21 protein-coding genes are annotated in these 26,509 nt (G+C 73.9%); 9 read left to right on the top strand and 12 right to left on the bottom strand.

Translation table 11 applies throughout. The features are described from left to right. Nucleotides 1–144: 144 nt before the first annotated feature. Entirely contained in the window at nucleotides 145–582 is a 438-nt protein-coding gene (locus QP089_RS15650; protein WP_285912317.1) for an FtsB family cell division protein, read from the bottom strand. A 7-nt stretch (nucleotides 583–589) separates the two neighbouring features. Then, nucleotides 590–1,876, bottom strand: a complete 1,287-nt coding sequence (gene eno, locus QP089_RS15645) for a phosphopyruvate hydratase (protein ID WP_285912316.1) — start codon at nucleotides 1,874–1,876, stop codon at nucleotides 590–592. 209 nt (nucleotides 1,877–2,085) lie between these two features. Between eno and QP089_RS15640 the strand changes: the two genes are divergently transcribed. From QP089_RS15640 to QP089_RS15625, 4 genes are all read left to right on the top strand, one after another. Beyond that, a complete protein-coding gene (locus QP089_RS15640; protein WP_285912315.1) occupies nucleotides 2,086–3,135 on the top strand; it encodes an ABC transporter substrate-binding protein in 1,050 nt (349 codons plus the stop codon). Next, nucleotides 3,132–3,938, top strand: coding sequence for an ABC transporter ATP-binding protein (locus QP089_RS15635; RefSeq protein ID WP_285912314.1), 807 nt, complete (start codon nucleotides 3,132–3,134; stop codon nucleotides 3,936–3,938). The genes QP089_RS15640 and QP089_RS15635 overlap by 4 nt, the downstream gene beginning before the upstream one ends. Further along, the gene (locus QP089_RS15630; protein ID WP_285912313.1) at nucleotides 3,928–4,833 is read left to right on the top strand and encodes an ABC transporter permease; all 906 of its coding nucleotides are present in this window, start codon (nucleotides 3,928–3,930) and stop codon (nucleotides 4,831–4,833) included. The genes QP089_RS15635 and QP089_RS15630 overlap by 11 nt, the downstream gene beginning before the upstream one ends. 166 nt (nucleotides 4,834–4,999) lie before the next feature. After that, nucleotides 5,000–6,397: a sensor histidine kinase gene (locus QP089_RS15625; protein WP_285912312.1), complete on the top strand. Its 1,398-nt coding sequence runs from the start codon at nucleotides 5,000–5,002 to the stop codon at nucleotides 6,395–6,397. Nucleotides 6,398–6,409: 12 nt separating this feature from the next. Here the strand turns inward: QP089_RS15625 and QP089_RS15620 are convergent, their stop codons facing one another. The 7 genes from QP089_RS15620 to mfd form a co-directional block, all read right to left on the bottom strand. After that, nucleotides 6,410–6,766, bottom strand: a complete 357-nt coding sequence (locus tag QP089_RS15620; protein ID WP_285912311.1) for a tetratricopeptide repeat protein — start codon at nucleotides 6,764–6,766, stop codon at nucleotides 6,410–6,412. 67 nt (nucleotides 6,767–6,833) lie between these two features. Continuing rightward, nucleotides 6,834–7,040, bottom strand: coding sequence for a hypothetical protein (locus QP089_RS15615; RefSeq protein WP_285912310.1), 207 nt, complete (start codon nucleotides 7,038–7,040; stop codon nucleotides 6,834–6,836). A gap of 59 nt (nucleotides 7,041–7,099) precedes the next feature. Beyond that, entirely contained in the window at nucleotides 7,100–8,044 is a 945-nt protein-coding gene (locus tag QP089_RS15610) for an NADP-dependent oxidoreductase (protein ID WP_285912309.1), read from the bottom strand. 81 nt (nucleotides 8,045–8,125) lie between these two features. After that, nucleotides 8,126–10,510, bottom strand: coding sequence for a penicillin-binding protein (locus QP089_RS15605; protein WP_285912308.1), 2,385 nt, complete (start codon nucleotides 10,508–10,510; stop codon nucleotides 8,126–8,128). Nucleotides 10,511–10,640: 130 nt separating this feature from the next. Then, entirely contained in the window at nucleotides 10,641–11,624 is a 984-nt protein-coding gene (locus QP089_RS15600; RefSeq protein WP_285912307.1) for a nucleoside triphosphate pyrophosphohydrolase, read from the bottom strand. After that, nucleotides 11,621–12,289, bottom strand: coding sequence for a hypothetical protein (locus tag QP089_RS15595; RefSeq protein ID WP_285912306.1), 669 nt, complete (start codon nucleotides 12,287–12,289; stop codon nucleotides 11,621–11,623). The genes QP089_RS15600 and QP089_RS15595 overlap by 4 nt, the downstream gene beginning before the upstream one ends. 85 nt (nucleotides 12,290–12,374) lie before the next feature. Further along, complete coding sequence (mfd, locus tag QP089_RS15590) at nucleotides 12,375–16,001, bottom strand: transcription-repair coupling factor (protein ID WP_285912305.1); 3,627 nt, start codon at nucleotides 15,999–16,001, stop codon at nucleotides 12,375–12,377. A 227-nt stretch (nucleotides 16,002–16,228) separates the two neighbouring features. On the opposite strand from mfd, the gene QP089_RS15585 reads away from it, so the two are divergent. The 3 genes from QP089_RS15585 to QP089_RS15575 all read left to right on the top strand — a co-directional run bounded on the left by QP089_RS15585 (nucleotide 16,229) and on the right by QP089_RS15575 (nucleotide 19,979). Further along, entirely contained in the window at nucleotides 16,229–17,176 is a 948-nt protein-coding gene (locus QP089_RS15585) for a class I SAM-dependent methyltransferase (RefSeq protein ID WP_285912304.1), read from the top strand. Between the two features lie 105 nt (nucleotides 17,177–17,281). Continuing rightward, a complete protein-coding gene (cysC, locus tag QP089_RS15580) occupies nucleotides 17,282–18,856 on the top strand; it encodes an adenylyl-sulfate kinase (RefSeq protein ID WP_285912303.1) in 1,575 nt (524 codons plus the stop codon). Nucleotides 18,857–19,010: 154 nt separating this feature from the next. Continuing rightward, a complete protein-coding gene (locus QP089_RS15575) occupies nucleotides 19,011–19,979 on the top strand; it encodes a sulfite exporter TauE/SafE family protein (RefSeq protein ID WP_285912302.1) in 969 nt (322 codons plus the stop codon). Here the strand turns inward: QP089_RS15575 and QP089_RS15570 are convergent, their stop codons facing one another. From QP089_RS15570 to QP089_RS15560, 3 genes are read right to left on the bottom strand one after another with little or no spacing between them, the layout of a single operon-like run. Continuing rightward, nucleotides 19,980–21,440, bottom strand: a complete 1,461-nt coding sequence (locus tag QP089_RS15570; protein ID WP_285912301.1) for a lipopolysaccharide biosynthesis protein — start codon at nucleotides 21,438–21,440, stop codon at nucleotides 19,980–19,982. It abuts the gene before it with no gap. Nucleotides 21,441–21,463: 23 nt separating this feature from the next. Further along, nucleotides 21,464–23,098: a hypothetical protein gene (locus tag QP089_RS15565; RefSeq protein WP_285912300.1), complete on the bottom strand. Its 1,635-nt coding sequence runs from the start codon at nucleotides 23,096–23,098 to the stop codon at nucleotides 21,464–21,466. Nucleotides 23,099–23,116: 18 nt separating this feature from the next. Beyond that, the gene (locus QP089_RS15560; RefSeq protein ID WP_285912299.1) at nucleotides 23,117–24,277 is read right to left on the bottom strand and encodes a glycosyltransferase family 4 protein; all 1,161 of its coding nucleotides are present in this window, start codon (nucleotides 24,275–24,277) and stop codon (nucleotides 23,117–23,119) included. 160 nt (nucleotides 24,278–24,437) lie between these two features. Between QP089_RS15560 and QP089_RS15555 the strand changes: the two genes are divergently transcribed. Together QP089_RS15555 and QP089_RS15550 are read left to right on the top strand one after the other, a co-directional pair. Continuing rightward, a complete protein-coding gene (locus QP089_RS15555) occupies nucleotides 24,438–25,568 on the top strand; it encodes a DUF1972 domain-containing protein (RefSeq protein WP_285912298.1) in 1,131 nt (376 codons plus the stop codon). 4 nt (nucleotides 25,569–25,572) lie between these two features. Next, entirely contained in the window at nucleotides 25,573–26,490 is a 918-nt protein-coding gene (locus tag QP089_RS15550) for a phosphotransferase (RefSeq protein WP_285912297.1), read from the top strand. Nucleotides 26,491–26,509: the final 19 nt, after the last annotated feature.

Raw genomic sequence — 26,509 nt, 5'->3', positions numbered from 1 at the left:
GCTCCCCCGGATCCCCCTGTGCAACGTTCGTCGATCATTCGTCCCCACCCGCGACCATGGATCCGTCCGCGCCGCGCCGGTCCGCCCGCGCCCGGCCCCACCCGCCGGTCGCGGCCGTCCGTCCCGCCGTGCCGCGGGACGCGGTCAGCGCGGCCTGTCGGCGGCCTCCACCGACCGCCACAACGTCTCATACCACGGAGGCGTGCTCGCCGGGCCGCCCTTGCGGGCCGTGCGCCCGTCGTCCCCGCCGCCGTCCAGGACGATGTAGCACGTCACGTCCGGGCGGCAGTAGTGGAGCCTCCGCGTGGCCTCCCGCTCAATGTACGACTTGTCCCCCAGTTGGCGCTTGCGTTGGGCGAGTTCGTCGACCTTCTTGCGGGCGGCGGCCTGCTTGCGCTGGAGATCGGAGATCTCCTTGCGCTGCGCGATGTACTCGCGCACAGGGTAGGCGAGGCTCAGCGCGATCGCGCACATCACCACCGCCAGGATCGCGGCGCGGCTGGTCAGCGCCGGGCTGGCGCGGCGCGCGCCCGCCCCCGGGGAGTCCTGTCCCCGGGGGTCGTCCCGCTCGTCCCGGGACACGGGGCCGTCAGGCGCCCTGCGCGTCGAAGCGCGGGAACGCGGCGGCGCCGGCGTAGCGGGCCGCGTCGTCCAGCAGCTCCTCGATGCGCAGCAGCTGGTTGTACTTGGCGACGCGGTCGCTGCGGGCCGGGGCGCCGGTCTTGATCTGGCCGCAGTTGGTCGCGACGGCGAGGTCGGCGATCGTGGTGTCCTCGGTCTCGCCGGACCGGTGGCTCATCATGCAGCGGTAGCCGCTGGTCTGCGCGAGCGAGACCGCGTCGAGGGTCTCGCTGAGCGTGCCGATCTGGTTGACCTTCACCAGCAGCGCGTTGGCGGCGCCGGCCCCGATGCCGCGGCCGAGGCGCTCGGGGTTGGTGACGAACAGGTCGTCGCCGACGAGCTGGACGCGCTCGCCGACGGCGGCGGTGAGCCCCTCCCAGCCGGTCCAGTCCTCCTCGTCGAGGGGGTCCTCGATGGAGACGAGCGGGTAGTTGCCGAGCAGCTCGCCGTAGTAGGCGGCCATGTCGTCGGACGAGCGCTTGGTGCCCTCGAAGGCGTACTGGCCGTCGGCGTGGAACTCGCTGGCCGCCACGTCGAGGGCGAGCGCGATGTCGCGGCCGGGGGTGAAGCCGGCCTTGCCGATCGCCTCGACGATCAGGTCGAGGGCGTCGCGGTTGCTCGGCAGGTCGGGCGCGAAGCCGCCCTCGTCGCCGAGCCCGGTGCTCAGCCCGCGGGACTTCAGCACCGACTTGAGCGCGTGGTAGGTCTCGGCGCCCCAGCGCAGCGCCTCGGCGAAGGTCGCCGCGCCGATCGGCGCGATCATGAACTCCTGGACGTCGACGTTGCTGTCGGCGTGCGCGCCGCCGTTCAGGATGTTCATCATCGGGACGGGCAGCAGGTGCGCGTTCGGCCCGCCGACGTAGCGGAACAGCGGCAGCCCGGCGGAGTCGGCGGCGGCCTTGGCGACGGCGAGGCTGACGCCGAGGATCGCGTTGGCGCCGAGCTCGGACTTGGCCGGCGTGCCGTCGAGGTCGATCAGCAGCTGGTCGATCAGCCGCTGGTCGGAGGCGGGGTAGCCGACGAGCTTCTCGTCGATGGTCTCGTTGACGGCCTTCACGGCGTTGCGCACGCCCTTGCCGCCGTACCGCTCGCCGCCGTCGCGCAGCTCGACCGCCTCGAACTGCCCGGTGGACGCGCCGCTCGGGACGGCGGCGCGGGCCTCGGTCCCGTCGGCGAGCAGCACCTCGACCTCGACGGTCGGATTGCCGCGGGAGTCGAGGATCTCCCGGGCGAGTACGGCCTCGATGGACGACACGGGCAACCCCCTGGTGGTACGGGACGGATCGGTGCGGTCACCGAGCCTATCCCGCGCGCCCCCCGCCCCGCCCCACTGGCTCGCCGTTCCGGCCGCGCCCGCCGGAGCGGCCGCTACCGGACGGTGCCGCGCAAGCGACTTGACGAAATCATTGCCGACCTTATCTACTAAGCACGTCAAACACACTGGATAAGTAGGGATTACTGACAATGCAGCGCAGACTCCGGTGGCGCGCGGTCGCCGCGGCCCTGATCGTCCTTTCCGGCGCGGGGACGCTCGGCGCCTGCGGCGACGACGGCGACGGCGGCGGGTCCGGGGCGAGCGCCCAGCTGCGGCTCGGCTACTTCCCGAACGTCACGCACGCCACCGCGCTCGTCGGCGTGGAGAAGGGCATCTTCGCCAAGCACCTCGGCAAGGCGCCGAAGACCGCCACGTTCAACGCCGGGCCCGCCGCGGTCGAGGCGCTGTTCTCCGGCGCGATCGACGCGACCTTCGTCGGCCCGAACCCGTCCATCAACGCCTGGGCGCAGTCCCACGGCAAGGCGGTGCACATCGTCTCCGGCGCGGCCTCCGGCGGCGTCGCGCTGATCGTCAAGCCGGGGATCAAGAGCGCGCAGGACCTCAAGGGCAAGAAGATCGCCACCCCGCAGCTCGGCAACACCCAGGACGTCGCCGCCCGCTACTGGCTCAAGCAGCAGGGGCTCACCGCCAACAAGGACGGCAGCGGCGACGTCAAGATCGTCCCGCAGGAGAACGCGCAGACGCTGCAGACCTTCCAGCAGGGCACCATCGACGGCGCCTGGGTCCCCGAGCCGTACGCCTCCCGGCTGATCCTGGAGGACAAGGGCGTCAAGCTGCTGGACGAGGCGTCGCTGTGGCCCGGCGGCAAGTTCGTCATCACCAACCTGCTGGTCAGCCAGGAGTTCGAGAAGAAGCACCCGGACGAGGTGAAGAAGCTCCTGGAGGGCGTGGTCGAGGCCACCGACTACATCAACCAGAACAAGGCCGACGCCGAGAAGGTCACCAACGACGCGCTCACCAAGCTGAGCGGCAAGCCGCTCAAGCCGGACGTCCTGAACTCGGCGTTCAAGTCGATCACCTTCACCGTCGACCCGGTCGCCTCCTCGCTGACCGCGGGCGCGCAGCACGCCGAGCAGATCGGCCTGCTGGAGAAGACCGACCTGGGCGGGATCTACAGCCTCGGCCCCCTCAACGACGTGCTCAAGGCGAGCGGGAAGGCACAGGTCAGCGACAAATGACAGAGGCCGTCACGGCCGCCCCGAGCCGGACCGCGGAGGCGGTCCGGCTCCGTGGCGTCTCCAAGGCGTTCGGTTCCGGCAAGACCCGGCTGCTCGCGCTCGACCAGGTGTCGCTGGACGTCGCGCCGGGCGAGTTCGTCTGCCTGCTCGGCGCGTCCGGTTGCGGCAAGAGCACGCTGCTCAACCTGGTCGCCGGGCTCGACGGGCTCAGCGCCGGGACGATCGACACCGGCGGCGCGCGGGTCGCGCTGATGTTCCAGGAGCCCGCGCTGTTCCCGTGGCTGACCGTCACGGCGAACATCGAGCTGGCGCTGAAGATGCGCGGCGTCCCGCGTCCCGACCGCCGGCCCCGCGCCGCCGAGCTGCTCGACTCGGTGCACCTGGGCGGGTTCGCCAAGAAGCGCCCGCACCAGCTGTCCGGCGGGATGCGCCAGCGCGTCGCCCTCGCCCGCGCGCTCGCGCTGACCGTGGACGACGACACCGACGGCGGCCAGGGCACCGTCCTGCTGATGGACGAGCCGTTCGGCGCCCTGGACGCGATGACCCGCGACCTGCTGCACGACGAGATCGAGCGGATCTGGCGCGAGCGCGCCCTGACGGTGCTGTTCGTCACGCACAACGTCCGGGAGGCGGTGCGGCTCGGCGACCGGGTGGTGCTGCTCAGCAGCCGCCCGGGCCGGGTCGTGCAGGAGTTCCCCGTCCCGATGGAGCGGCCGCGCCGCATCGACTCGACCGAGGTCGCGACGCTCGCCGCGACCATCACCGACCGGTTGCGCGAGGAGGTCGGCCGCCATGGCGCATGACACGACCAGCAGGCACGACGCACCGCCGGAGACCGCGCCCGCGCCCGGCGACCGGCTGAACCGGGAGCTCGCCGGCCTCGACGCGCTGGAGCTCGGCGGCGGCGGCACCGGCCGGCGGCTGCTGCAGCGGACCTGGTCCGCCGCCTGGCCGATGCTCGCGGCCGTCGTCATCGCGCTCCTCGCCTGGCAGGTGGTGGTCTGGAGCGGCTGGAAGAAGCCGTGGGTGCTGCCCGGCCCGCTCGACACCTTCCCCGTGCTGTGGGACCAGGTCACCTCGTCGCGGTTCTGGAAGGCCGTGGCGCTGACGATGCAGCGCGCGATCATCGGGTTCGCGGTCTCGATCGCGGTCGGCGTCCTGGTCGGCGCGCTGGTGTCGCAGTTCCGGGTGCTGCGCCGCGCGTTCGGCTCGCTGATCACCGGGCTGCAGACGATGCCGTCGATCGCCTGGTTCCCGCTGGCGATCCTGCTGTTCAAGCTGAGCGAGAGCGCGATCCTGTTCGTGGTGGTGCTCGGCGCGGCGCCGTCCATCGCCAACGGGCTGATCGCCGGCGTCGACTACACCCCGCCGATCCTGCTGCGCGCCGGGAAGGTGATGGGGCTGCGCGGGCTGAACCTGTACCGGCACCTGGTGCTGCCGGCCTCGCTGCCGTCGTTCGTCGCGGGGCTGAAGCAGGGCTGGGCGTTCGCCTGGCGCAGCCTGATGGCCGGCGAGCTGCTGGTGATCATCGGCAGCACCACCTCGCTCGGCGTGCTGCTGTCGCAGGCCCGCGAGCTCAACAACACCGCCGACATGATCTCCTACATGATCGTCATCCTGGTGATCGGGATCGTGATCGACCAGCTGTTCGGGGTGGTGGACCGGGCCATCCGCAGCCGCTGGGGGCTGGACGACTGACGGGGCGGCCCCGCCGGGCCGGCCCGGCGGGGCAACCGATCTTTTACCCGCCGCCCACGGTCGCGTTTGCCCTGCTCAGGCAAGAAACACCGGGTATCGGCTCCATACCCGGGAGGTCGTCATCGGTGTCCGGTCCCGCCGTGTCCCAGCGGTCCTGACCCGCTGGGTGTGGCGGGTCGCGCTGCACGGCCCCCGGATCCGGACGCGGGTGACGGCGATGGCGGCGGCGGTCGCGCTGCTGCTGACCACCCTCGCCTACGTGGCCTGCCTGTGGCTGATCAGGCGGGACGTCAAGACCGACACCACCGACGACCTGTCCCGCGAGGGCCGCCGCATCGCGACGCTGATCCACGCGAACGTGCTGCCGTCGCCGCACGTCTACACGGCCACCGACCGCAGCCTCGCGCAGGTGCTGAACGACCGGCACCGCGTCATCGCGGCCAGCCCCGGGATGGAGGGCCGGCCGCCGCTGGCCTTCCCCCGCCCCCCGCCCGGCGACGACCGCCGCGAAGGCATCAGCTGCACCGTCGACGCGCCCGGCGGCCCCTGCTTCCAGGTCGTCGAGTACCGGGTGGGCCTGCCGGGACCGGCCCAGGACTTCGTCCTCACCCTCGCGCCCGAGCCGGGCCTGTTCCCGCGTCCGCTGCTCGCGGCGCTGCTCGCGCTCGCCATCCCCGTGGTCACCGGGATGGTCGGCTACGGGACGTGGCTGTCGGCGGGCCAGACGCTGCGCTCGGTGGAGGCGATCCGCCGGGAGCTGGACGAGATCACCGCGACCGACATCCAGCGCCGCGTCCCGGTCCCGCACCGCCGCGACGAGATCGCCGTGCTCGCCAACAGCATCAACGCCACCCTCGACCGGCTGGAGGAGGCGGTGGCGCGGCAGCGCGCGTTCGTCGTCGACGTCTCGCACGAGCTGCGCAGCCCCCTCGCCGGCCTGCGGATGGAGCTGGAGCTGGCGCTCGCCGACCCGGACGCCACCGACCTGCCCGACACGCTGCGCGCCCTGCTCAGCAACACCGACCGGGTCGGCGCCGTCGTGGACGACCTGCTCGCCCTCGCCCGGCTGGAGGCCGACCGCAACTTCCCCCGCGAGACCGTGGACCTGACCGAGCTGGCCGACCAGGAGGTGCTCCGCCGCCCCCGCCGCGCCCGCGTCACCGTGCTCTCCGAGGGCCCGGTCACGGTGACCGGCGGACGCTCCGAGCTGGCCCGCCTGCTCACCAACCTGATCGACAACGCCGACCGGCACGCCAGGTCCGCCGTCACCGTGATCGTCGGCACCGAGGAGCCCGCCACCGCCGTGGTCGAGGTGATCGACGACGGCGGCGGCATCGACCCCGAGGACCGCGAACGGGTCTTCGAACGCTTCACCCGCCTCAACGAGGGCCGGCACCGCGACGCCGGCGGCACCGGCCTCGGCCTCGCCATCTCCCGCGACATCGCCGCCGCCCACGGCGGCTCCCTCATCCTCGCCGACCGACAGGAGGAGGACGAGGGGGCACGCTTCGTGTTGCGTCTGCCCCGGGGGGGCGACCCCCCTGGAACCCCCCGTCACGGTTGACGGGCGCTGGGGTCAGGCCAGGTCGGCGGCTGTCAGGGAGACGTCGACCTTTTCGGCTGGGCCCACGCCCATTGCCCTGGCGAGGTTGCGGTAGGTGCGGGCCTCGTCGGGGCGGCTGCGGCGTTCGAGGGTGCGGGCCAGCGCCTCGTGGGCCCAGCCGTTGCCGGGGTCCAGGTCGACGAGGCGGCGGAACGCCTCCTCCGCGCGGGAGAGCTGGGCGCTGTGGAAGTAGGCGCGGGCCAGCAGCTCCAGCGCGGCACGGTTGCCCGGCTCCTCGGCGGCGATGGGGGCCAGCAGGCGGGCGGCGCCCGCGTAGTCCTTGGCGTCGAAGAACAGGGCGGCGCGCTGGAAGTCCTCGTAGGTGGTCACGTGGCCCCCTTTCCGGGTTGCTTGACGCAACTCGAAACCGGGCGGCGGGGCCGTTTGTTCCCGCGGGTCAGGACGTCCCGAGCTCGTCGCGGAGCTGCTGGCGCTCGTTCTCCAGGGCCTCGATCTGGCCCGCGAGCTCCTCGCGGGCGGCGAGGTTCTGACCGGCGTCGACGAAGTCGGCGGCGTCGCCGTTCGGCGGGGGCAGCTCGGCGCGCAGCCGGGAGATGTTCGCGTCCAGGTCGCGGAGCCGGGCGCGCTTCTCGTCGTCGTTCATGGGGCCCTCCTTGTCGGGGTTCGGCAGTGCCTGCATGCCCGCTCGGCCGCCGCGATCACCTAGATCCTGATCACGGTCTTGCCGCGTGCGCCGCCGGCGCGGTTGTCGGCGAGCGCGTCGCCCGCCGCCTCCAGGGGGACCTCGCGCTCGACCATCACCCGCAGCTCGCCCGCGTCGATCAGGTCGGACAGCCGGTCCAGCAGCTCGGCGGACGGCTCGCCCGTGTGGTTGACCCCGCGCAGGCCCTGGGCCTGCATGGCGTCGGGGTTCACCGACCAGGTGGTGCTGAGGTAGACGCCGCCGGGGCGCAGGAGCTGCGCGAGGCGCTCGGTGCCCCGGGTGTCGCTGACCACGTCGAGGACGGCGTCGATGCCGTCGTTGTGGACGCGGAGCACCTGGTCGTTCAGGTCGCCCATGGAGTGGTCGACGGTCTCGTCGGCGCCGAGGCGGCGGATCGTGCCGGCCATGTCGTCGCGGGCAGTGGCGATGACCTTGGCGCCGGTGCGGGCGGCGAGCTGGACGAGCGCCTGCCCGACGCCGCCGGTGGCGCCGACCACGAGGGCGGTCTGGCCGGTGTCGAGGTTCGCCTCGTCCACCATCGCCAGGGCGGTCGCGCACGCGGTCGGCACCGCGGCGGCCTGCGTGTAGATCATGCCCTCGGGCATCCGGGCGACCGGGCCGTCCTCGGCGGCCAGCGCGTACTCGGCATAGCTGCCGATGCCCCGCCCGACGTCGCGGAACACGCCGTAGACCTGCTCGCCGTGCCGCAGCCGGGTGACGCCCTCGCCGGCGGCCTCGACGACGCCGGCGCCGTCCTGGCCGAGGACGAGCGGGAACCGGGCCTCGACCGAATCCTTGAGCATCCCGTCCGCGATCTTCCAGTCGACCGGGTTGAGGCCCGCCGCGATCATCTTGACCAGGATCTCGCCGGGGCCGGGCTCCGGGCGCGGCAGGTGCGTGGGCGCCGGTGTGGCGCCGTATTCGGACACGGCGATGGCTCGCATGACGTCCCCCCGATGGACTGCGTGATGGGATCCCCGCCCGATGATCTACCCCGGCGGCCGACGATCACACAGGTGCGCAGGTCAGCCGGGTATTCCGCGGCGGTGCCCGCCCGCCTCGTCGCGGTGCTTCTGCTTGCCGCCGCTGGGGCGGAGCGTGACCGTGCCGCCGGGCCGGGGAGACGACGGGGAGACCTCGGCGACCGTCCCCTTCGGGTAGTCGGACTTGACCGCGCCGCCGATCCGCACCTTGAACCCGGCGGCGCGCAGCTTGGCGGCGGCGTCGCCGACCTTCAGCCCGCGCACGTCCGGCAGCTTGGCGCGCTCCTCGCCCGAGCCCTTGCTGAAGAAGCGCGCGGACGGCCGGACGAACGGCGACCCGGGCGTGCCCTCCAGAGCGCCCATCATGCTCTGGTGCCAGATCGGCGCGGGGATCGTCGCGCCGTAGACGGGGCCGTAGCAGCGGCCGTCCATGCACAGGTCGGTCATCGGGTGCTCGTAGCCGCCGCGCGGGTCGCCGACCCAGACGGCGGAGGCCAGGTCGGGGGTGTAGCCGGCGAACCAGGCGGCGGAGAAGTTGTCGACGGTCCCGGTCTTGCCCGCGGCGGGACGTCCGATCCCCTGCCCGGCGGCGGTGCCCTTGGTCAGCACGCCGCGCAGCACGTAGTTGACGGCGTCGGCCGTCTCCTTGCTGACGGCCTGCTCGCAGTGCGCGCTCGGCACCTTGAGGCGGTGCCCGGCGGCATTGGTGATCTGCGTGATCGCGACCGGCGAGCAGTACTTGCCGCGCGCGCCGAACGCGGCGTAGGCGGCGGCGAGCCGGACCGGCGACACCTGGTTGATGCCGAGCGTGAACGACGGGTACTGCTGCAGCGGCTTGCCGGTGGCCTGCTTCATGCCGAGCTTCTCGGCCATCTTCACGGTCGGGCACAGCCCGACCTTCTTCTCCAGCGCGAGGAAGAAGGTGTTCACCGAGTGCTGTGTGCCGGTGACGATGCTGAACGGCTTGCCGCCCTCGCCGTCGCCGGCGTTGTGCAGCGAGGTGCCCGCGTCGCCGACGCGGTCGCCCTTGCAGTTGCGGTAGCCGACCGGCGTGAACTCCCGGGGCGCCATCAGCCGGGTGCCGAACGGCATGTCCTCGTCGAGCGCGGCGGCCAGCGTGAACACCTTGAACGTCGACCCGGCCTGCATGCCGATGCTGGAGCCGTGGTCGGCGTCGGCGGCGAAGTTGATCCAGGTCTTGCCGCGCACCCTGTCCGAGCCGAGCCTGCGGTCGACGACCATCGCCCTGATCCGGCCGGTGCCGGGCTCCACCATCGCCTCGGCGGCGGCCTTGTGCGCGGAGTTCTTCGCCGGGACGTGCTGGTCGACGGCGCGCTGCGCGGCCTTCTGCGCCCGCCGGTCCAGCGTGGTGCGGATGGTGAGCCCGCCGCGTTTCAGCAGCTTCTCCCGGTCGGCGGCCGTCTTGCCGAACACCGGGTTCGCGAGGATGTCGCGCTGGACGTAGTCGCAGAAGAACGGCGCCCTGCTGGTGACGCAGCCGCTCTTGACCTCCTGCACATGCAGCCTGACCGGCTGCCGTTCGGTCGTCCTGGCGGTGGACGGGCTGATGTAGCCGAGGTCGGCCATCCGCTGCAGGACGGTGTCGCGCCGCTTGCGGGCCGCCTCGGGATGCCGGGTCGGGTCGTAGGCGAACGGGTACCGGACGATCCCGGCCAGCAGCGCCGACTCGGCGAGGTTCAGCTGCGAGGCGTGCTTGGAGAAGTAGCGGCGCGACGCCGCCTCGATGCCGTAGGCGCCCGCGCCGTAGTAGGCGATGTTGAGGTAGCGGCGCAGGATCTCGTCCTTGGAGTAGCGCTTCTCCAGCGCCACCGCGTACCGCAGCTCGCGGATCTTGCGGGCCGCGGAGATCTCCTTGGCGGCCCTGCGCTCGGCGACCGAGTCGGCCTGGGTGAGCAGCAGGTTCTTCACGTACTGCTGGGTGATGCCGGAGCCGCCCTGGGTGACCTCGCCGCTGCCGAGGTCGCTGACCAGCGCCCGCAGCGTGCCCTGCGCGTCGATGGCGCCGTGCTCGTAGAAGCGGCTGTCCTCGATCGCCACGACCGCCTTGCGGACCATCGGCGCGATCCCGCCGAGCTGGACGTCCACCCGGTTCTGGTAGAAGAACGTCGCGACGGTGGTGCCGTCGGCGGCGAGGATCCGGGACCGCTGCGGCACCCCGGAGGTGTCCAGGTCGGCGGGGGCGCTGTCGAACCAGCGGGCCGAGTCGCGGGCGTTGACCCCGGCCGTGCAGGCGGTCGGCAGCACGATCAGCGCGACCAGCACCCCGGCGAGCCCGCCGAGGGCGCCCAGGCCGCGCAGCGCGCGGAGCTTCTCGGCGGGGGTCGTGGAGGCGGTCAGCAGCCGGCGCGGACGGCGCACCGGTGCCCGGTTCCCGTCCTCACCGCCGCCAGCGGCCCCGTTCGGCACGCGATCACTGTAGACGCGCCGTCCCGGACGGACCACCCCATCGGCGATGTTCCGGTCACTCCCCCACGGACCACCGCCGCCCCCGGGGGCGGCGGCCCGGCCCCCCGGGGCCTTCGCCCGGGGACCGGCCTCAGTCGTGCGCCTGCCCTCGTTCCCACGCTCTGACACGATCGCGGAATACCCGGGAAACGGCCCGCAACTCCGCCTCCGGGTCGAGTCCGCGATCAACGGCCTCCCGGACCAGGGCGAATAGGCGTATTCCCAGGTCGTCGGCGGTGCCGGCGTCCCGCGCGGAGGCCGGCGCGAGATCGTCCGGGGCCCCGATCCGGCCGGCGCGGCGGTGCAGCTTCGCCGCCAGCGACAGCGACGGCTGGCCCATCGCGACGCCGTCCAGCGCCGACGCCCCGGCGCCGCTCTTCGCCGCCCGCTCGGCCGCCTTGATCTGCTCCCAGTTCGCGTTGACCTCGTCGGCGCCCGACACCGCCACGTCCCCGAACACGTGCGGATGCCGCCGGACGAGCTTGTCGACGATCCCGGCGGCGACGTCGTCGACGGTGAACGCGTCCTCGCCGGTGCGCTCCGCGGCCACCGCCGAGTGGAACGCCACCTGCATCAGCACGTCGCCGAGCTCCTCGCGCAGCGCGCCGTAGTCGCCGTTCTCGATCGTGTCGAGGACCTCGTAGGCCTCCTCGAGCAGGTACGGGACGAGCGTCTCGTGCGTCTGCTCGCGGTCCCACGGGCAGTCGCGGCGCAGCGTGTCCATCACCGCGACGAGGTCGAGCAGCCGCGCGCCCGGCAGGTCGTAGGAGCCGTGCAGCACCTCCACGTCCAGCGGGTCGCTCACGACGAGGGCGCCGACTTCGCGCATCAGGTCCTCGTCGCCCTCCGGCGCCGCGACCCACACCACGTCCCCGTCCCGCGCGGCGGCGACCAGCGCGGCCGGGTCCGGGACGGCCGTCTCCTCGGCCGCGACCCCGGCGTCGCGCAGGTACGGCAGCAGCGGATGGCCGGGCCGGACGAGCACCCGCCCCGCCGACCGGAGCACGTCCCACGCCTTCCACGACAGCAGCCCGGGCGCGACCCGATGCGTCGTCGCGAGCAAGGTCAAGCTCATTGGTCGGTGGTGCCCGTTTCGGCCGACGACAGCTCGTACGCGACCGGGCCGATGTCCACCTTGGCCGGGTCGTACCGGCCGAACCGCGGGTTGATCTTGATGTGCATGCCGTCCGCGGTCTGCTGGAACAGCCGCCCCCACTGCTGCGCGGCCCGCTGCGTCAGCGGGCTCTGCGCGTTGTTCATGTCGGCGCCGAACCTCTGCATCACCGCGGTCTGGGTGGCGATGAAGCGCGCCAGGTCGCGGGTGCGCGAGCGCGGCAGCCCGCTGGCCAGGGTGATCGACCCGGCGCCGCCCCGCCGGTCCATGAGCGCCGCGGTCTGGTCGGCCAGCCCGTCGGGCACCGACACGCCCGCCCGCCGCGCGACCCGGTCGGCGACGCGGAAGTTCACCAGCAGGCTCAGCGCGCCCTGCATGTCGGTCTCGGAGTCCTGGCCGCCGAGGTTCGGCGCCAGGCCCCCGGCGTTCGCCCGGATCTGGTTGGCGACCGGGTCGTCCTTGAACTGGCCGCGCCAGTCCCGGACGGTCTGGTCGAGGGAGGTGACGGTGATGCGGTCGCCGCCCACGAGGGCGGCGGTGCCGGCGCGGGGCTGGCCGCCGCAGCCGGCCAGCGCACCGGCCGCCACGACGGCGGCCGCCACGACCTTCACGGACTTACCGGGCACGGGTTCCTCGTCTCGTCGTTCGTCGCCGTACATCGCCCAGCGCCACCGGGACGGCTGCGTTCCCGATCACTGGGGTCCGGGCAGCCTATCCCCGTCCGGCGGGCGCGGGCGAGGCCTCCAGGAACAGCGCCTCGACCAGGTCGGTCGCCCACTTCAGCAGCTCCTGGTCGCGCAGCGGCCGGCCGCCGAGCGGCGCCGTCTTCGGCGCCGGCACCAGCAGCGTGTCGGTGGCGGGCTTCAGGATGCTCTTGGGGTAGAGCCGCTGCAACCGGACCTGCCGGGAGTCGGGCAGGTGCGCCGGCGTGAACTTGATGAAGTTGCCCTGGACGGTGACGTCGCTGAGCCCCGCCCGCCGCGCCTTGGCCCGGAACCGGGCGACCTCCAGCAGGTTCAGCACCGGGACGGGCAGCGGCCCGAACCGGTCCTTCAGCTCCTCGTGCACGGCGCCGATCTCGTCCTCGGACGTGATCGCCGCGATCCGCCGGTAGGCGTCCAGCCGCAGCCGCTCGCCCGGCACGTACTCGTGCGGCAGGTGCGCGTCCACCGGCAGCTCGACCTTGGTCTCGACGGCCTCCGGCGCGGCGCCGCCCTCCTTCAGGTCCCGGACGGCCTCGCCGACCATCCGGACGTACAGGTCGAACCCGACGCCGGCGACGTGCCCGGACTGCTCCGCGCCGAGGATGTTGCCCGCGCCGCGGATCTCCAGGTCCTTCATCGCGACGTACATGCCGGCGCCGATCTCGGTGTGCTGCGCCAGCGTCGCGAGCCGCTCGTGCGCGGTCTCGGTCAGCGGCTGCTCCGGCTGGTAGAGGAAGTAGGCGTACGCGCGCTCCCGGCCGCGCCCGACGCGCCCGCGCAGCTGGTGCATCTGCGACAGCCCGTACATGTCGGCGCGGTCGACGATCAGCGTGTTGGCGTTCGGCACGTCCAGCCCCGACTCCACGATCGTGGTCGCGACCAGGACGTCGTAGTTCTTCTCCCAGAAGTCGACCATGACACGTTCGAGCTCGTGCTCGTTCATCTGGCCGTGCGCGGTCGCGACCCGCGCCTCCGGGACGAGCCGGGCGATGTTCGCCGCGACCTTGTCGATCGAGCGGACCCGGTTGTGCACGAAGAACACCTGGCCCTCGCGCAGCAGCTCGCGGCGGATCGCGGCGGCGATCTGCTTCTCCTCGTACGGGCCGACGAACGTCAGCACCGGGTGCCGCTCCTCCGGCGGGGTCAGGATCGTGGACATCTCCCGGATGCCGGTCAGGCCCATCTCCAGCGTCCGCGGGATCGGCGTCGCCGACATCGCGAGCACGTCGACCTGCGTGCGCAGCCGCTTCAGCTCCTCCTTGTGCTCGACGCCGAACCGCTGCTCCTCGTCGATGATCACCAGGCCGAGCTTCTTGAACTTCGTCTGCGCCGACAGGATGCGGTGCGTGCCGACCACCACGTCGACGGTGCCGTCGGCGAGGCCGCCCAGCGTCGCCTCGATCTCCCCGTCGGTCTGGAACCGGCTGATCGGTTTCACCACGACCGGGAACGCGGCGAACCGCTCGCTGAACGTCGACATGTGCTGCTGGACGAGCAGCGTCGTCGGCACCAGCACCGCGACCTGCAGCCCGTCCTGGACGGCCTTGAACGCCGCGCGCACCGCGATCTCGGTCTTGCCGTAGCCGACGTCGCCGCAGATCAGCCGGTCCATCGGGACGGGCTTCTCCATGTCGCCCTTCACCTCGTCGATGGCGGCGAGCTGGTCGGGCGTCTCCACGTACGGGAAGGCGTCCTCCAGCTCGCGCTGCCACGGGGTGTCGGGGCCGAACGCGTGCCCGGGGCTCGCCATCCGCGCCGAGTACAGCCGGATCAGCTCCCCGGCGATCTGCTTGACCGCCTTGCGGGCGCGGGACTTGGCCTTCTGCCAGTCGGCGCCGCCGAGCCGGTGCAGGCTGGGCGCCTCACCGCCGACGTAGCGGGTCAGCTCCTCCAGCTGGTCGGTCGGGACGAACAGCCGGTCGCTCTTGGCGTACTCCAGGATCAGGTACTCGCGGGTGGCGCCCTGCACCGTCCGGCTGACCATCTCCACGTACCGTCCGACGCCGTGCTGCTCGTGCACCACGTAGTCGCCGGGCTTGAGCTGGAGCGGGTCGATGCCGCCGCGCCGCCGCGACGGCATCCGCCGCACGTCCTTGGTGGAGGACTTCTGCCCGGACAGGTCCGTCTCGGTCAGCACCGCCAGCTTGACCGACTCCCAGACGAAGCCGTTCTCCAGCAGCCCGGTGGCGACGTTGACGACCGACGGCTCGGGCGCCCCGGGCAGGTCGGTCAGCCGCGCGCCGAGGCCCTCCTCGCCGACGAGCTGGACGAGCCGCTCGGCGGGCCCGTGCCCGGCGGTGACCAGGACGACGCGCCAGCCGCCGTCGATCCAGCCCTTGAGGTCGCCGACGACGCGGGAGGTGTCGCCCCGGTAGGCCTCGGCCGCGTGCACGCCGAGGGCCAGCGCCTCGCCCTGCCCGCCGGCGAGGGACGGGCCGCCGGGCTCGTCGCCGTCTTCCTCGCCGCGCATCCCGGGGTTGAGCGCGGTGACGCTCCAGCGCGGCAGGCCCAGCTCGGTGCTGTGCAGCCGCACCTCCTCCAGCGACCGGAACGCGGCGGCGCCGAGGTCGATGGGCGCCTCGCCGCCGGCGGCGGCGTTCACCCAGCTCGCCTCGAGGAACTCCTGGCTGGTGCGGACCAGCTCGACCGACCGGGTGCGGATCCGCTCCGGCTCGCACACCAGCAGCGCCGAGCCCTCCGGCAGCAGGTCGGTGAGCAGCTCCATGCTCTCGGCGAGGACGGGCGAGAACGCCTCCATGCCCTCGACGGTGTCGCCGTCGGCGATCCGGCCGAGGGTCTCCTCCAGCGCCGGGTGCTCCTGCGCCAGCAGCCTCGCCCGCTCGCGGACCTTCCCGGTCAGCGGCAGCTCGCGGCACGGCGGCGCCCACAGCCCGTCCTGCGCGACCTCGAGGGACCGCTGGTCGGCGGCCTTGAAGTAGCGGATCTCCTCGACGGTGTCGCCCCAGAACTCCACCCGCAGCGGGTGCTCCTCGGTGGGCGGGAACACGTCCAGGATCCCGCCGCGCACCGCGATCTCGCCGCGCTTCTCCACCAGGTCGACGCGGTGGTACCCGGCGTCCACGAGGCGGCGGACGGCGTCGTCCATGTCCGCGTCCGCGCCGGACACCAGCCGGACCGGCTCCAGGTCGGCGAGCCCCGACACGATCGGCTGCAGGACGGCGCGGACCGGCGTGACGACGACGTCCAGCGCGCCGCCCTTGCCCGGCAGGTGCGCGCCGGTCTCCTCCTCGGTGGGCGCGTCCGCCGCGTTCGGGTGGACGAGCCGGCGCAGCACCGCCAGGCGCTGCCCGACCGTGTCGGAGCGCGGCGACAGCTTCTCGTGCGGCAGCGTCTCCCACGCCGGGAAGTGCGCCACCCGGCCCGCGCCGATGAGGCTGGTCAGCGCGGCGGTGAGGTCCTCGGCCTCGCGGCCGGTCGCGGTCACCGCCAGCACCACGCCGTGCCGCCCGCCGGGACCGCCGGAGCCGGCGCCGACCGCGCGGCTCAGCGCCGCGGCGAGGATCGGCCAGGTGGCGGGGGGCGCGACGACCTCGGTGTCGAGGCGCGCCTGCTTCAGCGCGCGGTCGAGCCCGGGATCGGCGCACGCAAGGTCAACAAGTCCAGAAAGCGTCATCTTCGCCCGTAAGTTCGCGTTCACCCCGAGGGGCAGGGCAGCCCGAAGAACCGGAATCCGCGAGCGGACCCGGTTCCCGTACCAGACTACGCGCCCGCGACCACGCCCGCGCTGGCGGCGCCGCAGGCCGGGGCCCGGCCCGGGCGGGTCGCGCAGGGCGACACGGCGGTTACCAAGAATGGGCAAATAGCGGACAGAGCGCAGTCGGCCGGTTACGCTGCGAGATTGTGACCGATCTGCGTACGCCGCCGGTCAACGACGGCGATCTCTTCTCAGAACGCGCGAGGCAGTACGCACTGGAGAAGCCCCTGCAGCGGATCCACATCCTGGAGGCGGGCTGCGGCTGGGGCACCGGACTGGACCTCGGCGGCCGCGACCGCGTGGTGACCGGGGTCGACCTGGAGTCCCCGGAGCTGCGCGCGCACGCCTGCGAGCGGCCCGACCTCGACGAGTGGCACCTCGGCGACCTGCGCACGGTCCCGATGCCGCCGCGCGCCTACGATATCGTCCACGCGACCTACCTGGTCGAGCGGGTCCCGCACGCCGAGCTCGTCCTCGACCGGTTCGTCGCCGCGCTCAAGCCCGGCGGGCTGCTGCTGGTCCACCTGCGCGACCGCAACACCGCGTTCGGCTTCCTCGACCGGCACCTGCCGCGCTGGATGCACGCGTCCGGGCGGCGCAGGCGGGCCCGCCGCGCCCGTCCCGTCCGGGCCCCGCGGGGCGCGCACGCCCGCGTCCCGGCCCCGTCCGACGGCGCGGCCGGGGGCCCGGCGAAGACCGCGGGCCCGCCGGCCGAGCCGGAGCGGGCCGTCCTCGCGCGGGACGCGCAGGCGGAGCGGCCCGAGGAGCGCACGGCGCCCGCCGCGCCACCGGCGACACCGGCGGCGCCCGAGCCGCGCGCCGGACGGGCCCGGCCGCCGCAGCCGCCGCCCGCGATCTACGACCGGGTCGCGTCCCGGCAGGGCATGCAGTGGTACTGCGTGATGCGCGGGCTGATGGTCTCCGAGGAGTACACCTCCCGGCAGGCCATCGACGCGCTCGGGGCCGGAACCGGCCTCACCGACCTGCTGTGCCGGCTGGTGGCGGCGGCCAGCCGGGGCCGCCTCACCGCAGACCACAGCGACGTCACCCTCGTCATCCGCAAACCGGAGAACCGGTTCGCCCGGGTCATCTGACGGGGCCGGGGATGCGGGCACCGCCGCGACCGCAGTAATTTGGCGGGAAATCGTCCTTGACCTGCATCGGCCCGGCGCGCGCGCCGGGCGGGATCGGAGACCGCGGTGACCGCCGAAGCCGGCCTTCCCGACACGCTGCGCGACCTGCCCGGGTGGGCCCCGGACGCGGTGGAGCTCGCCGACCTGGAGCTGCTGCTGGCGGGGGTGTACCGGCCGCTGACCGGCTTCCTCGGCTCGTTCGACGCCGCGATGGTGATCGCCGGGGGGCGGCTCGCCGACGGGACGCCCTGGCCGGTGCCGGTCACCCTGTCGGTGCCCAAGGAGCTGACCGCGCACGAGCGGATCGTGCTGCAGGACCCGGAGGGCGTGCCGCTGGCGGTGCTGAAGGTCACCGAGGCGTGGCAGGACCCGACGACCCAGGGATGGCGCCTGGCGGGGCCGCTCGAGGCGCTCCGCTCCCCCGCCCACGGACCGTTCCACTCCCTGCGCCGCCGCCCCGACGAGCTAGACCCGGCGGACGCCCCGGCAGCGACCGGCGACCGCCTGCCTTCCGAGGGGGGGCGACCCCCCACACCCCCCGGCAACCGCCTGCCTTCCGAGGGGGGGCGACCCCCCACACCCCCCGGCAACCGCCTTTGTGTCGCCACCCGCGAACCCCTGCACCGCAAGCAGCTCGGCCAGATCCGCCAGGTCGCCGAGCGGCTCGGCGCGCAGGTCCTGGTGCTGCCGCTGCTGAGCGGCGAGCACGACGAGTCGCTCGTCCGGGCGCTGCTGGGCGTCCGCAAGGAGCTGCCGGACGGGACGCGGATCGTCCCCGTGCCGCTGCCCTGGCGCGGCGACCACGAGCGCGACCTGCTGCTGCGCGCGCACGTCGCCGCCGCGTACGGCGCCACGCACCTGCTCGCCGAGCAGGAGGCGGAGGGCACCGCGGTCCCGGTCGTGGTGCCCGAGCCGTGGGCCTACGACGCGGACGTGGAGATCTGGCGCCCGGTCGCGCGGATCGAGCCCGACCACGTGCAGGCGGAGCTGACGCCCGAGCGGCTCGGCGAGCTGCTGGACGCCGGCGAGCCCGTCCCCGACTGGTTCACCCCGCCGGCCGTCGCCGCGGAGCTGGCGCGGGCGCGCCCGCCCAAGCACTCGCGCGGCATCACGGTGTTCTTCACCGGCCTGTCGGGGTCGGGCAAGTCCACGGTGGCGCGCGGGCTGGCGGACGCCCTGGTCGAGCGCGGCGGCCGGACGGTCACGCTGCTGGACGGGGACGTCGTGCGGCGGATGCTGTCGGCGGGCCTGACGTTCTCCAAGGCCGACCGCGACCTGAACATCCGGCGGATCGGGTTCGTCGCGGCGGAGATCACCCGGCACGGCGGCGTGGCGATCTGCGCGCCGATCGCCCCGTACGCGGCGACCCGCGCCGAGGTGCGGCGGATGGTGTCGGCGGCGGGCGACTTCATCCTGGTGCACGTCTCGACGCCGCTGGAGGAGTGCGAGCGCCGCGACCGCAAGGGCCTGTACGCCAAGGCGCGGGCGGGGCTGATCCCGGAGTTCACCGGCATCTCCGACCCCTACGAGGTGCCGGACGACGCCGACCTCACGCTGGACACCTCGGCGATGGCGCCGGACGAGGCGGTCGACCGGGTGCTCGACCTGCTGGTCGCGGGCGGCTGGGTCCGCCCTGAGTAGTCCCGTTTCCCCACGTCAGAGGGTAGATCGCCAATTTCGACGGGTTTGTTGCGGTGCAGCCGGGTTAACAGACCCGGGTGCGGTCCCGTACTGTGTTAGGCGAGTTTTCCTATATAGCTGGTAGGTCATGCCGCCGTAGGGGGGTGAAGGCGTCGTGGACTTCGACTGGACCATGGCCCTCGGCTCGTTCCTGGTCGCGATCGTCGTCGGCCTGACGGGGATGGGCGGCGGCGCCCTGATGACCCCGATGCTCGTCACGTTCTTCGGGGTCAGCCCGCTCGCGGCGGTCTCCAGCGACCTCGTCGCGGCCGCGGTGATGAAGCCCGTCGGCAGCGCGGTGCACTACCGGCAGGGCACGATCAACATGCGGCTCGTCGGCTGGCTCTGCGCCGGCTCGGTGCCCGCGGCCTTCTCCGGCGTCCTGCTGGCCCGCGCCCTCGGCCACGGCAGCGGCGTCGAGGACCTCATCAGCAAGGCGATGGGCGTCGCGCTGCTGATCGCCGCCGGCGGCCTGGTCGTCCGCGGGCTGCTGTCCCGACGCGACCGCGACCGGCCCGGCGCCGCGGACGGCGAGGCGCCCGAGATCCGGGTCCGGCCGCTGCCGACCGTGCTGATCGGGCTCGTCGGCGGCCTGGTCGTCGGGATCACCTCGGTCGGCTCCGGCTCGCTGATCATCGTCGCGCTGCTCGCGCTGTACCCGGCGCTCAAGGCCAACCAGCTGGTCGGCACCGACCTGCTGCAGGCGGTGCCGCTGGTGTTCGCCGCCGCGATCGGCCACCTGCTGTTCGGCGACTTCCAGATGCAGGTCACCGCCGCGCTGCTGGTGGGCTCGATCCCCGGCGTCTACCTCGGCTCGAAGATCTCCTCGCGCGCCCCCGGCGGACTCATCCGCCGCGTGCTGGCGCTGGTGCTGGTCGCGTCCGCGCTGAAGATGTTCGGCGTCGGCGCCGTCCCGATCGCGTGGACGCTGACCGTGCTGGCCGCCGGCACCGTCGCCTTCTGGCTGGCCGGACGGCGGCGCGCGAACCGAACGGCGGCCGTCCCCGCCGGCGACGAGGCCGCGGACGGCGCTCCGTCCGCCCGCACGCCAGCCGCCGCGTCGGCCGACGAGTACGCCGCCTGATCAGGCGTTGCCGGCGGGGGCCCCGGACGGCCGGGAGGCCGCCAGCGGCTCTTCCGGCTCCGTGGCGGCCGCCGGGACGCCCCCGCGCGGCGGGTCGCCCCTGCGCAGCATCCGCCACAGCATCACGGCGGAGATGACGCCGCCGGCGCCCAGGCAGTAGGGGGCGATCGCGGCGTGCCCCGGGTCGGCGGCCAGCAGGCCGAGCAGCACCGCGAGGCCGGTGAGGCTCTCCACGCCGCGGATCACGAACACCGACCGGGACTGCTTGCGGGCCGTCGCGAGGCTGGCCAGCGGCAACGTGCAGGAGAAGCACACCGAGTAGAGCGCCCAGCCGCCGAGCGCCGTCCGGTCCACGTCGAACGACCCGCCGGTCACCACCGGGCCGAGCCAGCCCACCAGCGCGATCCCGCCGAGGCTCATCACCAGCGCGATCCCCGACATCAGCCCGCACGCCCGCACCGCCTGCCGGGCCCGCATCGGCCGGCCGGCCTTCTCCGCCTTGGCGAAGTCGCCGAGCAGGAACCAGCCGGCCCCGTTGACGAACGTCAGCGCGGGCGACAGCAGCAGCCGCGCCGCCTCCACCCCGGCCAGCGCGGCCGTGGACGCGAACCCGGCGATCATCACCCGGGCCAGCAGCAGCGCGGTCGGCCGGATGCCGGCCTGCACCGACCGCCACCACGAGAACGCGAGGATCTCCCGGAACGCGGTGCCGCGCAGCGGGGCGAGCGCGTACTCCTCGCGCGGCAGCCGCACCCGGGCCAGCAGGATCGAGGCCAGCGACCCCGCGCACATGGAGGCGAGCAGCAGCTCCACCGAGGCGTCCGCGCCGGCGCCGAGCGAGGCGCCGAGCACCGCGAGCGTCGTCAGCAGGTAGCAGCCGTCGTTGACGGTCAGCCGCCAGAACTCCATCCGGGCGGTGAAGATCCGCCGCCCGGTCTCCTCCAGCAGCCACAGGGCCACCGAGAGCGCGAACAGCGCGATGCCGAGCGGCCCGGCGAGGCGCATGACGGCCGCGACGGCCGCGCCCACGGCCGCGCCGGCGACCACGGTGCCGCCGACCGACAGCAGCAGCGCGCCGCGCACCCGCGGCTCGAACCGGTCGAACACCGTGAGGGTGTCGCCGACCCAGCTGGTCTGCACCGAGGTGATCATGACGATGATGGAGAAGAGCAGCGCGTACGCGCCGTAGCCGGACGCGCCGAGCGTGCGGGCGGCCAGCGACTGCACCACCAGGCTGCCGCCCGCGGTGACGAACTGCACGGCGACCGCGCCGCCCGCGGACGCCAGCAGCCGCCCGGCCTTCCCCGCGACCCGCCCGCCGCGGCCTGCGCCCGCCACGGCCGCGCCCCCGGCCCCGCCGCCGGGGGCCGCGCCACCGGGGCCCCCGGCGGCGGGGAGCACGCCGTCCGGAAGGGCGGGCATGTCGACGGCCGTCTCGACCGAGCTCTCAGGGGTGCTCAAGCTCCGTCCCGAAGCCCCCTGCGTCACCTGTCCAGGTCGTAGTGCATCAGGGACGTGTCGCCTTTTCCCTTGCCGGACCCGCTGCCCGGCTCGGGCTTGCCGCCCCTGCCCTTGTCGGGCGCGGGCTTGTCGGACACCGGCTTGTCGGCGGACGGCTTGTCCGCGCCGGGCGCCTTGCCGCCGAGCAGGTACAGCGGGTCCTCGGCGGTGCGGGTCGGGTCGCCGCCGTCGGGCCACAGCTCGGCGGCGATGTCGGAGGCGGGCCGCTTGTCGGCCTCGGCGGGCGCGTCGCCGCGGCCCTTGGGCGCGGCCTTGCGCGGCGCCTTGCCGGACGGCGGCTTGGCCGGCGGCGTCTTGGGCGCGCCGGACGCCCCGTTCCCGGTGGAGGCCCCGTTGCCGGCCACCCGCGTGCCGCGCGGGCCGGACGACGAGCGCGACGACGACCCGGACGTCCCGGCCCCGTTCGCCCGCGACGACCGGCCGCGCTCCGGCGGGAGGGGCGGCGGGGCGGCGGGGATCGCCTGGGTGGCCGACGCGGGCGGCGCGACCTGGCCGCCGCGCCCCTCCTCGGGGCCCCAGGCCCCTCCGGCGGTGGGGTCGGCGGGCGGCGCGGACCGGCGCGCGCGGCGGCCGCGGCCCCGCTCGGGCGGCTGCTGCTCGTCGGCGTAGCCGCCGTAGGCGTCGGACCGGTAGTCGGCGCGGTAGCCGTCGTCCGCCGGCGCGGGCGGGCGCCCGTCGCCGAGGGACCGGCGGCCCTGGTAGGACCGGCCCGCCGGAAGCTCGGGCATCGGCGTGCCCGGGCCGCCGAGCGCCCCGCCGGGCGTGCCGCCCGGGGCCCCGCCCATCGCGGCGGACGGCCCGCCGAGCACCTGGGCGCGGGGCCGGGACGAGGCGCGCAGGAACGACACGATGCACGCCAGGATCGCGCCGACCGCGAAGCCGATCGCGCCGTTCTGCGGCAGCTTGCTGGGGGTCGGCGCGGTCGGGTCGGCGGTGTCGGTGAACTGGACGCCGTCGTTGTTCTTCGACCGGGCCGACAGCAGGCCGCTCTCGTCCGACTGGATCTTCGCCAGCTGGCTCGCCAGCACCTTGTAGCCGTGCGTGCCCGCCTGCGTCGACTGCATCTGCTCGGTGATCTTCGTCTCCTGCTCCTTCAGCCCCTTGATCTGCTCGTCGAGGTTGCTGTTGTTCGTGGAGACGGTGACGTCCTGGTAGGCCTGCAGCACCGCGTTGGCGATGACGGCGGCCTCGGGCATGTTCGAGCCGTTGGCGGTGACGACGACGACGCCGCCGTCCGGCTTGCTGGAGGTCTTGACCCGGCCGCGCAGCTGCTCGCCGGTGAGGCTCGGGCCGTGCTTGCTCTTGACGATCTCGGCGGCGCGGGCCATCACCGGGGTGGAGCCGGCGAACGCCGCGCGCTGCGCGGTGTAGGCGGCGTAGCCCTGCCCGGAGACCACGCCCATGCGCAGCGCGTTGTTGTTGTTGGTGGGGTCGGTGACCGCGAACCTGGCGGTGGCGGTCGCGCCGCCGAACAGGATCTGGGTGGCCGCGACCGAGGCGAGGACGCTGGCCAGCACGATGATGAGCGACATCAGCCGGTAGCGCCAGACCGCCTCGACGAGGCTGATCTCCGGTGTAACGGGGGTCTGTGCTGTCATCGGATGCTCTTGGAGTCCTCAGGAGGCCGTGGGCGGGTGGGGGGCGGCTTCGGGTCCGGCGAGTCCGCGGACGGTGTCCCGCAGCTCGCGGTGGTAGCGGTCCTTGCCGAACCGCCGGGCGGCGTCGGCGCCGGCCCGCTTGGCCATCGCCAGCGCGCCGTTCCAGTCGTCCAGCAGCCGGGCGATCCCGGCCGCCAGGGCGTCCGGGTCGTCCGGAGCGACCAGGACCCCGTTCTCCCCGTCGGTGACGATCTCCACCAGCCCCTGGGTGGCGCTGGCGACGACCGGCCGGCCGGCGAGCATGGCCTCGACGGCGACGTTACCGAAGGGTTCGACGCGCGAGGGGACGATCGCGATGTCCGCCTCGGCGAACGAATTCCACACCGACGGGCGGAAACCAGCGAACGCCACCGCGCCGTCGTCGCCGGCCAGGGCCCGCAGCTCCTCCTCGAACCATTCATATCCAGGGAAGACGCTGCCGACCAGGGTCAGGTTCGCATCGTAGCCGCGATCACGCAGTGCTCGGACGGCGCGGACCGCGACGTCGGAGCCCTTGCGCGGCGACAGCCGGCCGACCAGCACGATCCGCGCGGGCCCGGTCAGCTCGGCGCGCGGCGGCTCGACCGGCCCGGGGGGCTCCTCGACGCCGTTGTAGATGATCTGCGCGTTCCGCCCGGCGGAGCCGAGCGCGGCGGCGCTGGCGCGGCTGTTGACGACGACGGAGCGGGCGAGCCGCAGCGGCATCGACAGCGCGGCGCGCACCGGGCCGGGCACGTCGTCCTCGGCCTCGTGGACGTGGCACAGCGCGGGCACCCGGGCGAGCCGCGCGGCGACCAGCCACAGCGGGATCGTGACGGTGTTGACGTAGAGCGCCGCGGCGCGCTCGCGGCGCAGCAGCCGCCAGGCCCGGGGCAGCGCCCGGGTCGCGGCGAACGCCAGGCGCACGAGCCCGAACGGCGACATGTACGCCTTGCGCAGCACCGGGACGGGCAGCACGACGACCTCCGCGCCCGCGTCCCTCAGCACCGGCGAGAGCGGCCCGTCCGCCGGCAGCGCCACGATGACGCGGCGGCCCGGGACCAGTGCGCGCACCGACTCCACGAGCATCCGGTCGGAGCCGTAGAGGTCGGGCGACGGGTGCGCCAGCACCACCGCGGACCTTGCGTCCCGTTCGGCCACTTGCCCTCCTTCTGGTGCTCCAGCCCCCTGGATACCAGTCTCCCGCAACCTTCAGATTAACTGTCGTTCACCGCTGGGACGCGCAGCAGCCCTTCCGCATAATCTGTGCGGATCAATCACAAAGCGACGGTAATGGCTGGGGGTCAGGGTGCGCATCGCCATGGTAGGGACGCGCGGGGTACCGGCGAGGTACGGCGGTTTCGAGACGGCGGTCGAGGAGATCGGCAGGCGGCTGGTGGCGGGCGGGCACGAGGTCACCGTCTACTGCCGGGGCGAGCGCCACCCCGAGCCGGAGTACCTGGGCATGCGGCTGGTGTACCTGCCGGCGATCGAGAAGAAGGTCGCCGAGACGCTCAGCCACACCGGCCTGTCGGTGCTGCACGCCTTCCGCAGCAAGATCGGCAAGGAGGGCGCGGACGTCGCGCTGCTGTTCAACGCGGCGAACGCGCCGATGCTGCCGATCCTGCGGACGCTGCGGATCCCGGTCGCCACGCACGTCGACGGCCTGGAGTGGAAGCGCACCAAGTGGAGCGGGACCGGGCAGAAGTACTACCGCGCCGCCGAGGCGATGGCGGTGCGCTGGTCGGACGCGCTGATCGCCGACGCCGTCGGCATCCAGGACTACTACCGGGAGCGGTTCGACGCCGACACGGTGTTCATCCCGTACGGCGCGCCGATCCTGAGCGGTACCGACACCGGGAAGCTGGCGGACGCGGGGTACGAGCCGGGCGGGTTCCACCTGGTCGTCGCCCGGTTCGAGCCGGAGAACCACGTGCACCTGGCGGTGGAGGGCTACCGGCGCAGCAAGGCCGAGAAGCCGCTGGTCGTGGTCGGTTCGGCGCCGTACGCCGACGAGTACACCGCGCAGGTGAAGGAGCTGGCGGGCGACGACCCGCGCATCACCTTCATGGGCGGCGTGTGGGACCAGGACCTGCTGGACGCCCTGTACGCGGGCGCGCTCACCTACATCCACGGCCACTCGGTCGGCGGGACGAACCCGTCGCTGCTGCGCGCCATGGGCGCGGGCGCGTCGGTGCTGGCCTACGACGTGAACTTCAACCGCGAGGTGCTGGGCGAGGAGGCGGGCCGGTTCTTCGGCGACGCGGCGGAGCTGGCGGCGCAGGTGGAGGCGGCGGAGGCCGATCCGGGCGCGGCGGGCGACCGGGGCGCGGCGGCGCGCAAGCGGGCCGCGGAGCGGTACGTGTGGGACGACGTCGCGGCGTCCTACGAGCGGCTGTGCGAGGACCTGCTGGCCGGTCGCCGTACGCGCAAGACCGTTCGCGGTAAGTGACGGCATGAGCGAGCAGATGACCACATCTGGTCATGAATTCGTCCGGCCGCGGATGGGGACCGGCAACGTCCTGGTCCCGGCCGGGTCGCGGCGCGGGGCGCTCGCCGGCGTCTCGCTGTTCACCCGCTCCAAGCTGCCCGCGCTGGCGGCGCAGTGGGCGATGTACGGCGCCGTGGCGGTCGCCGGGCCGCGCGTGCTGCCCGGCCCGCGCGTCCGCTGGGAGCCGCCGGGCGGGCCGGAGCGCTGGCGGACGCTGGTGGAGCGGATCGGCACGTTCGACGGCCTGGCCCTCTACGAGCGCCCGCAGGCGTCCCGGACGGGCCTGGCGGCGGTGCTGCTGCGCGGCGGACGGCCGACCGGGTTCCTCAAGCTGCGCGACGACGCGGGCGAGCTGGACCGAGAGGAGTGCGCGCTGTCGGCGTTCCCCGAGGGCCGCGCGGAGGGGTTCCGCGTCCCCCGCGTGCTGGACCGCGACGAGACCGCCGGCTGGCACTGGATGGTGATCGAGGCGATGCCGCCGCGCCCGGCCCGCCCGGTGCGCGGCGTCGCGCTGGCGCCGCTGCTGGCGGACCTGCAGCGGCGGCTCGCGGCGGTGCTGCCCCGCCCGTCCGGGACCCCGGACCACTGGGCGCCGATGCACGGCGACCTGACGGCCTGGAACCTGCGGCACTGCGGCCGGGGCCTGCCGTGGCTGATCGACTGGGAGGACGCGGCGTGGGCCCCGCCGGGCGCCGACCTCGTCTACTACGAGGCGACGCACGCCACGGTGTTCGGCAAGCCGTCCGGGCGCGACGACGTGAGCGGCTGCGGAGAGGCCGCGGAGTTCTGGCTGAAGCGGGTCGCGCAGCGCTCGGCCGGCGACCACGACGCGGCCTTCAACACCCGCCTCGGCGACATCCTGAGGCGGCTGGGCGCCGCCTGACCCCCGCGGACATGGAACG

Origin of the sequence: Actinomadura opuntiae (assembly GCF_030283205.1) — a bacterium.
Classification (GTDB): Bacteria; Actinomycetota; Actinomycetes; order Streptosporangiales; family Streptosporangiaceae; genus Spirillospora.
Note: the sequence above shows the minus strand (reverse complement) of the source record. Positions and strands in the feature narration are given on the sequence as shown.

Coding starts and splice junctions, on each gene's coding strand:
- QP089_RS15640 (WP_285912315.1), top strand. CDS start 2,086: ATGCAGCGCAGACTCCGGTGGCGCGCGGTCGCCGCGGCCCTGATCGTC.
- QP089_RS15635 (WP_285912314.1), top strand. CDS start 3,132: ATGACAGAGGCCGTCACGGCCGCCCCGAGCCGGACCGCGGAGGCGGTC.
- QP089_RS15630 (WP_285912313.1), top strand. CDS start 3,928: ATGGCGCATGACACGACCAGCAGGCACGACGCACCGCCGGAGACCGCG.
- QP089_RS15615 (WP_285912310.1), bottom strand. CDS start 7,040: ATGAACGACGACGAGAAGCGCGCCCGGCTCCGCGACCTGGACGCGAAC.
- QP089_RS15610 (WP_285912309.1), bottom strand. CDS start 8,044: ATGCGAGCCATCGCCGTGTCCGAATACGGCGCCACACCGGCGCCCACG.
- QP089_RS15600 (WP_285912307.1), bottom strand. CDS start 11,624: ATGAGCTTGACCTTGCTCGCGACGACGCATCGGGTCGCGCCCGGGCTG.
- mfd (WP_285912305.1), bottom strand. CDS start 16,001: ATGACGCTTTCTGGACTTGTTGACCTTGCGTGCGCCGATCCCGGGCTC.
- QP089_RS15565 (WP_285912300.1), bottom strand. CDS start 23,098: ATGACAGCACAGACCCCCGTTACACCGGAGATCAGCCTCGTCGAGGCG.
- QP089_RS15555 (WP_285912298.1), top strand. CDS start 24,438: ATGGTAGGGACGCGCGGGGTACCGGCGAGGTACGGCGGTTTCGAGACG.
- QP089_RS15550 (WP_285912297.1), top strand. CDS start 25,573: ATGAGCGAGCAGATGACCACATCTGGTCATGAATTCGTCCGGCCGCGG.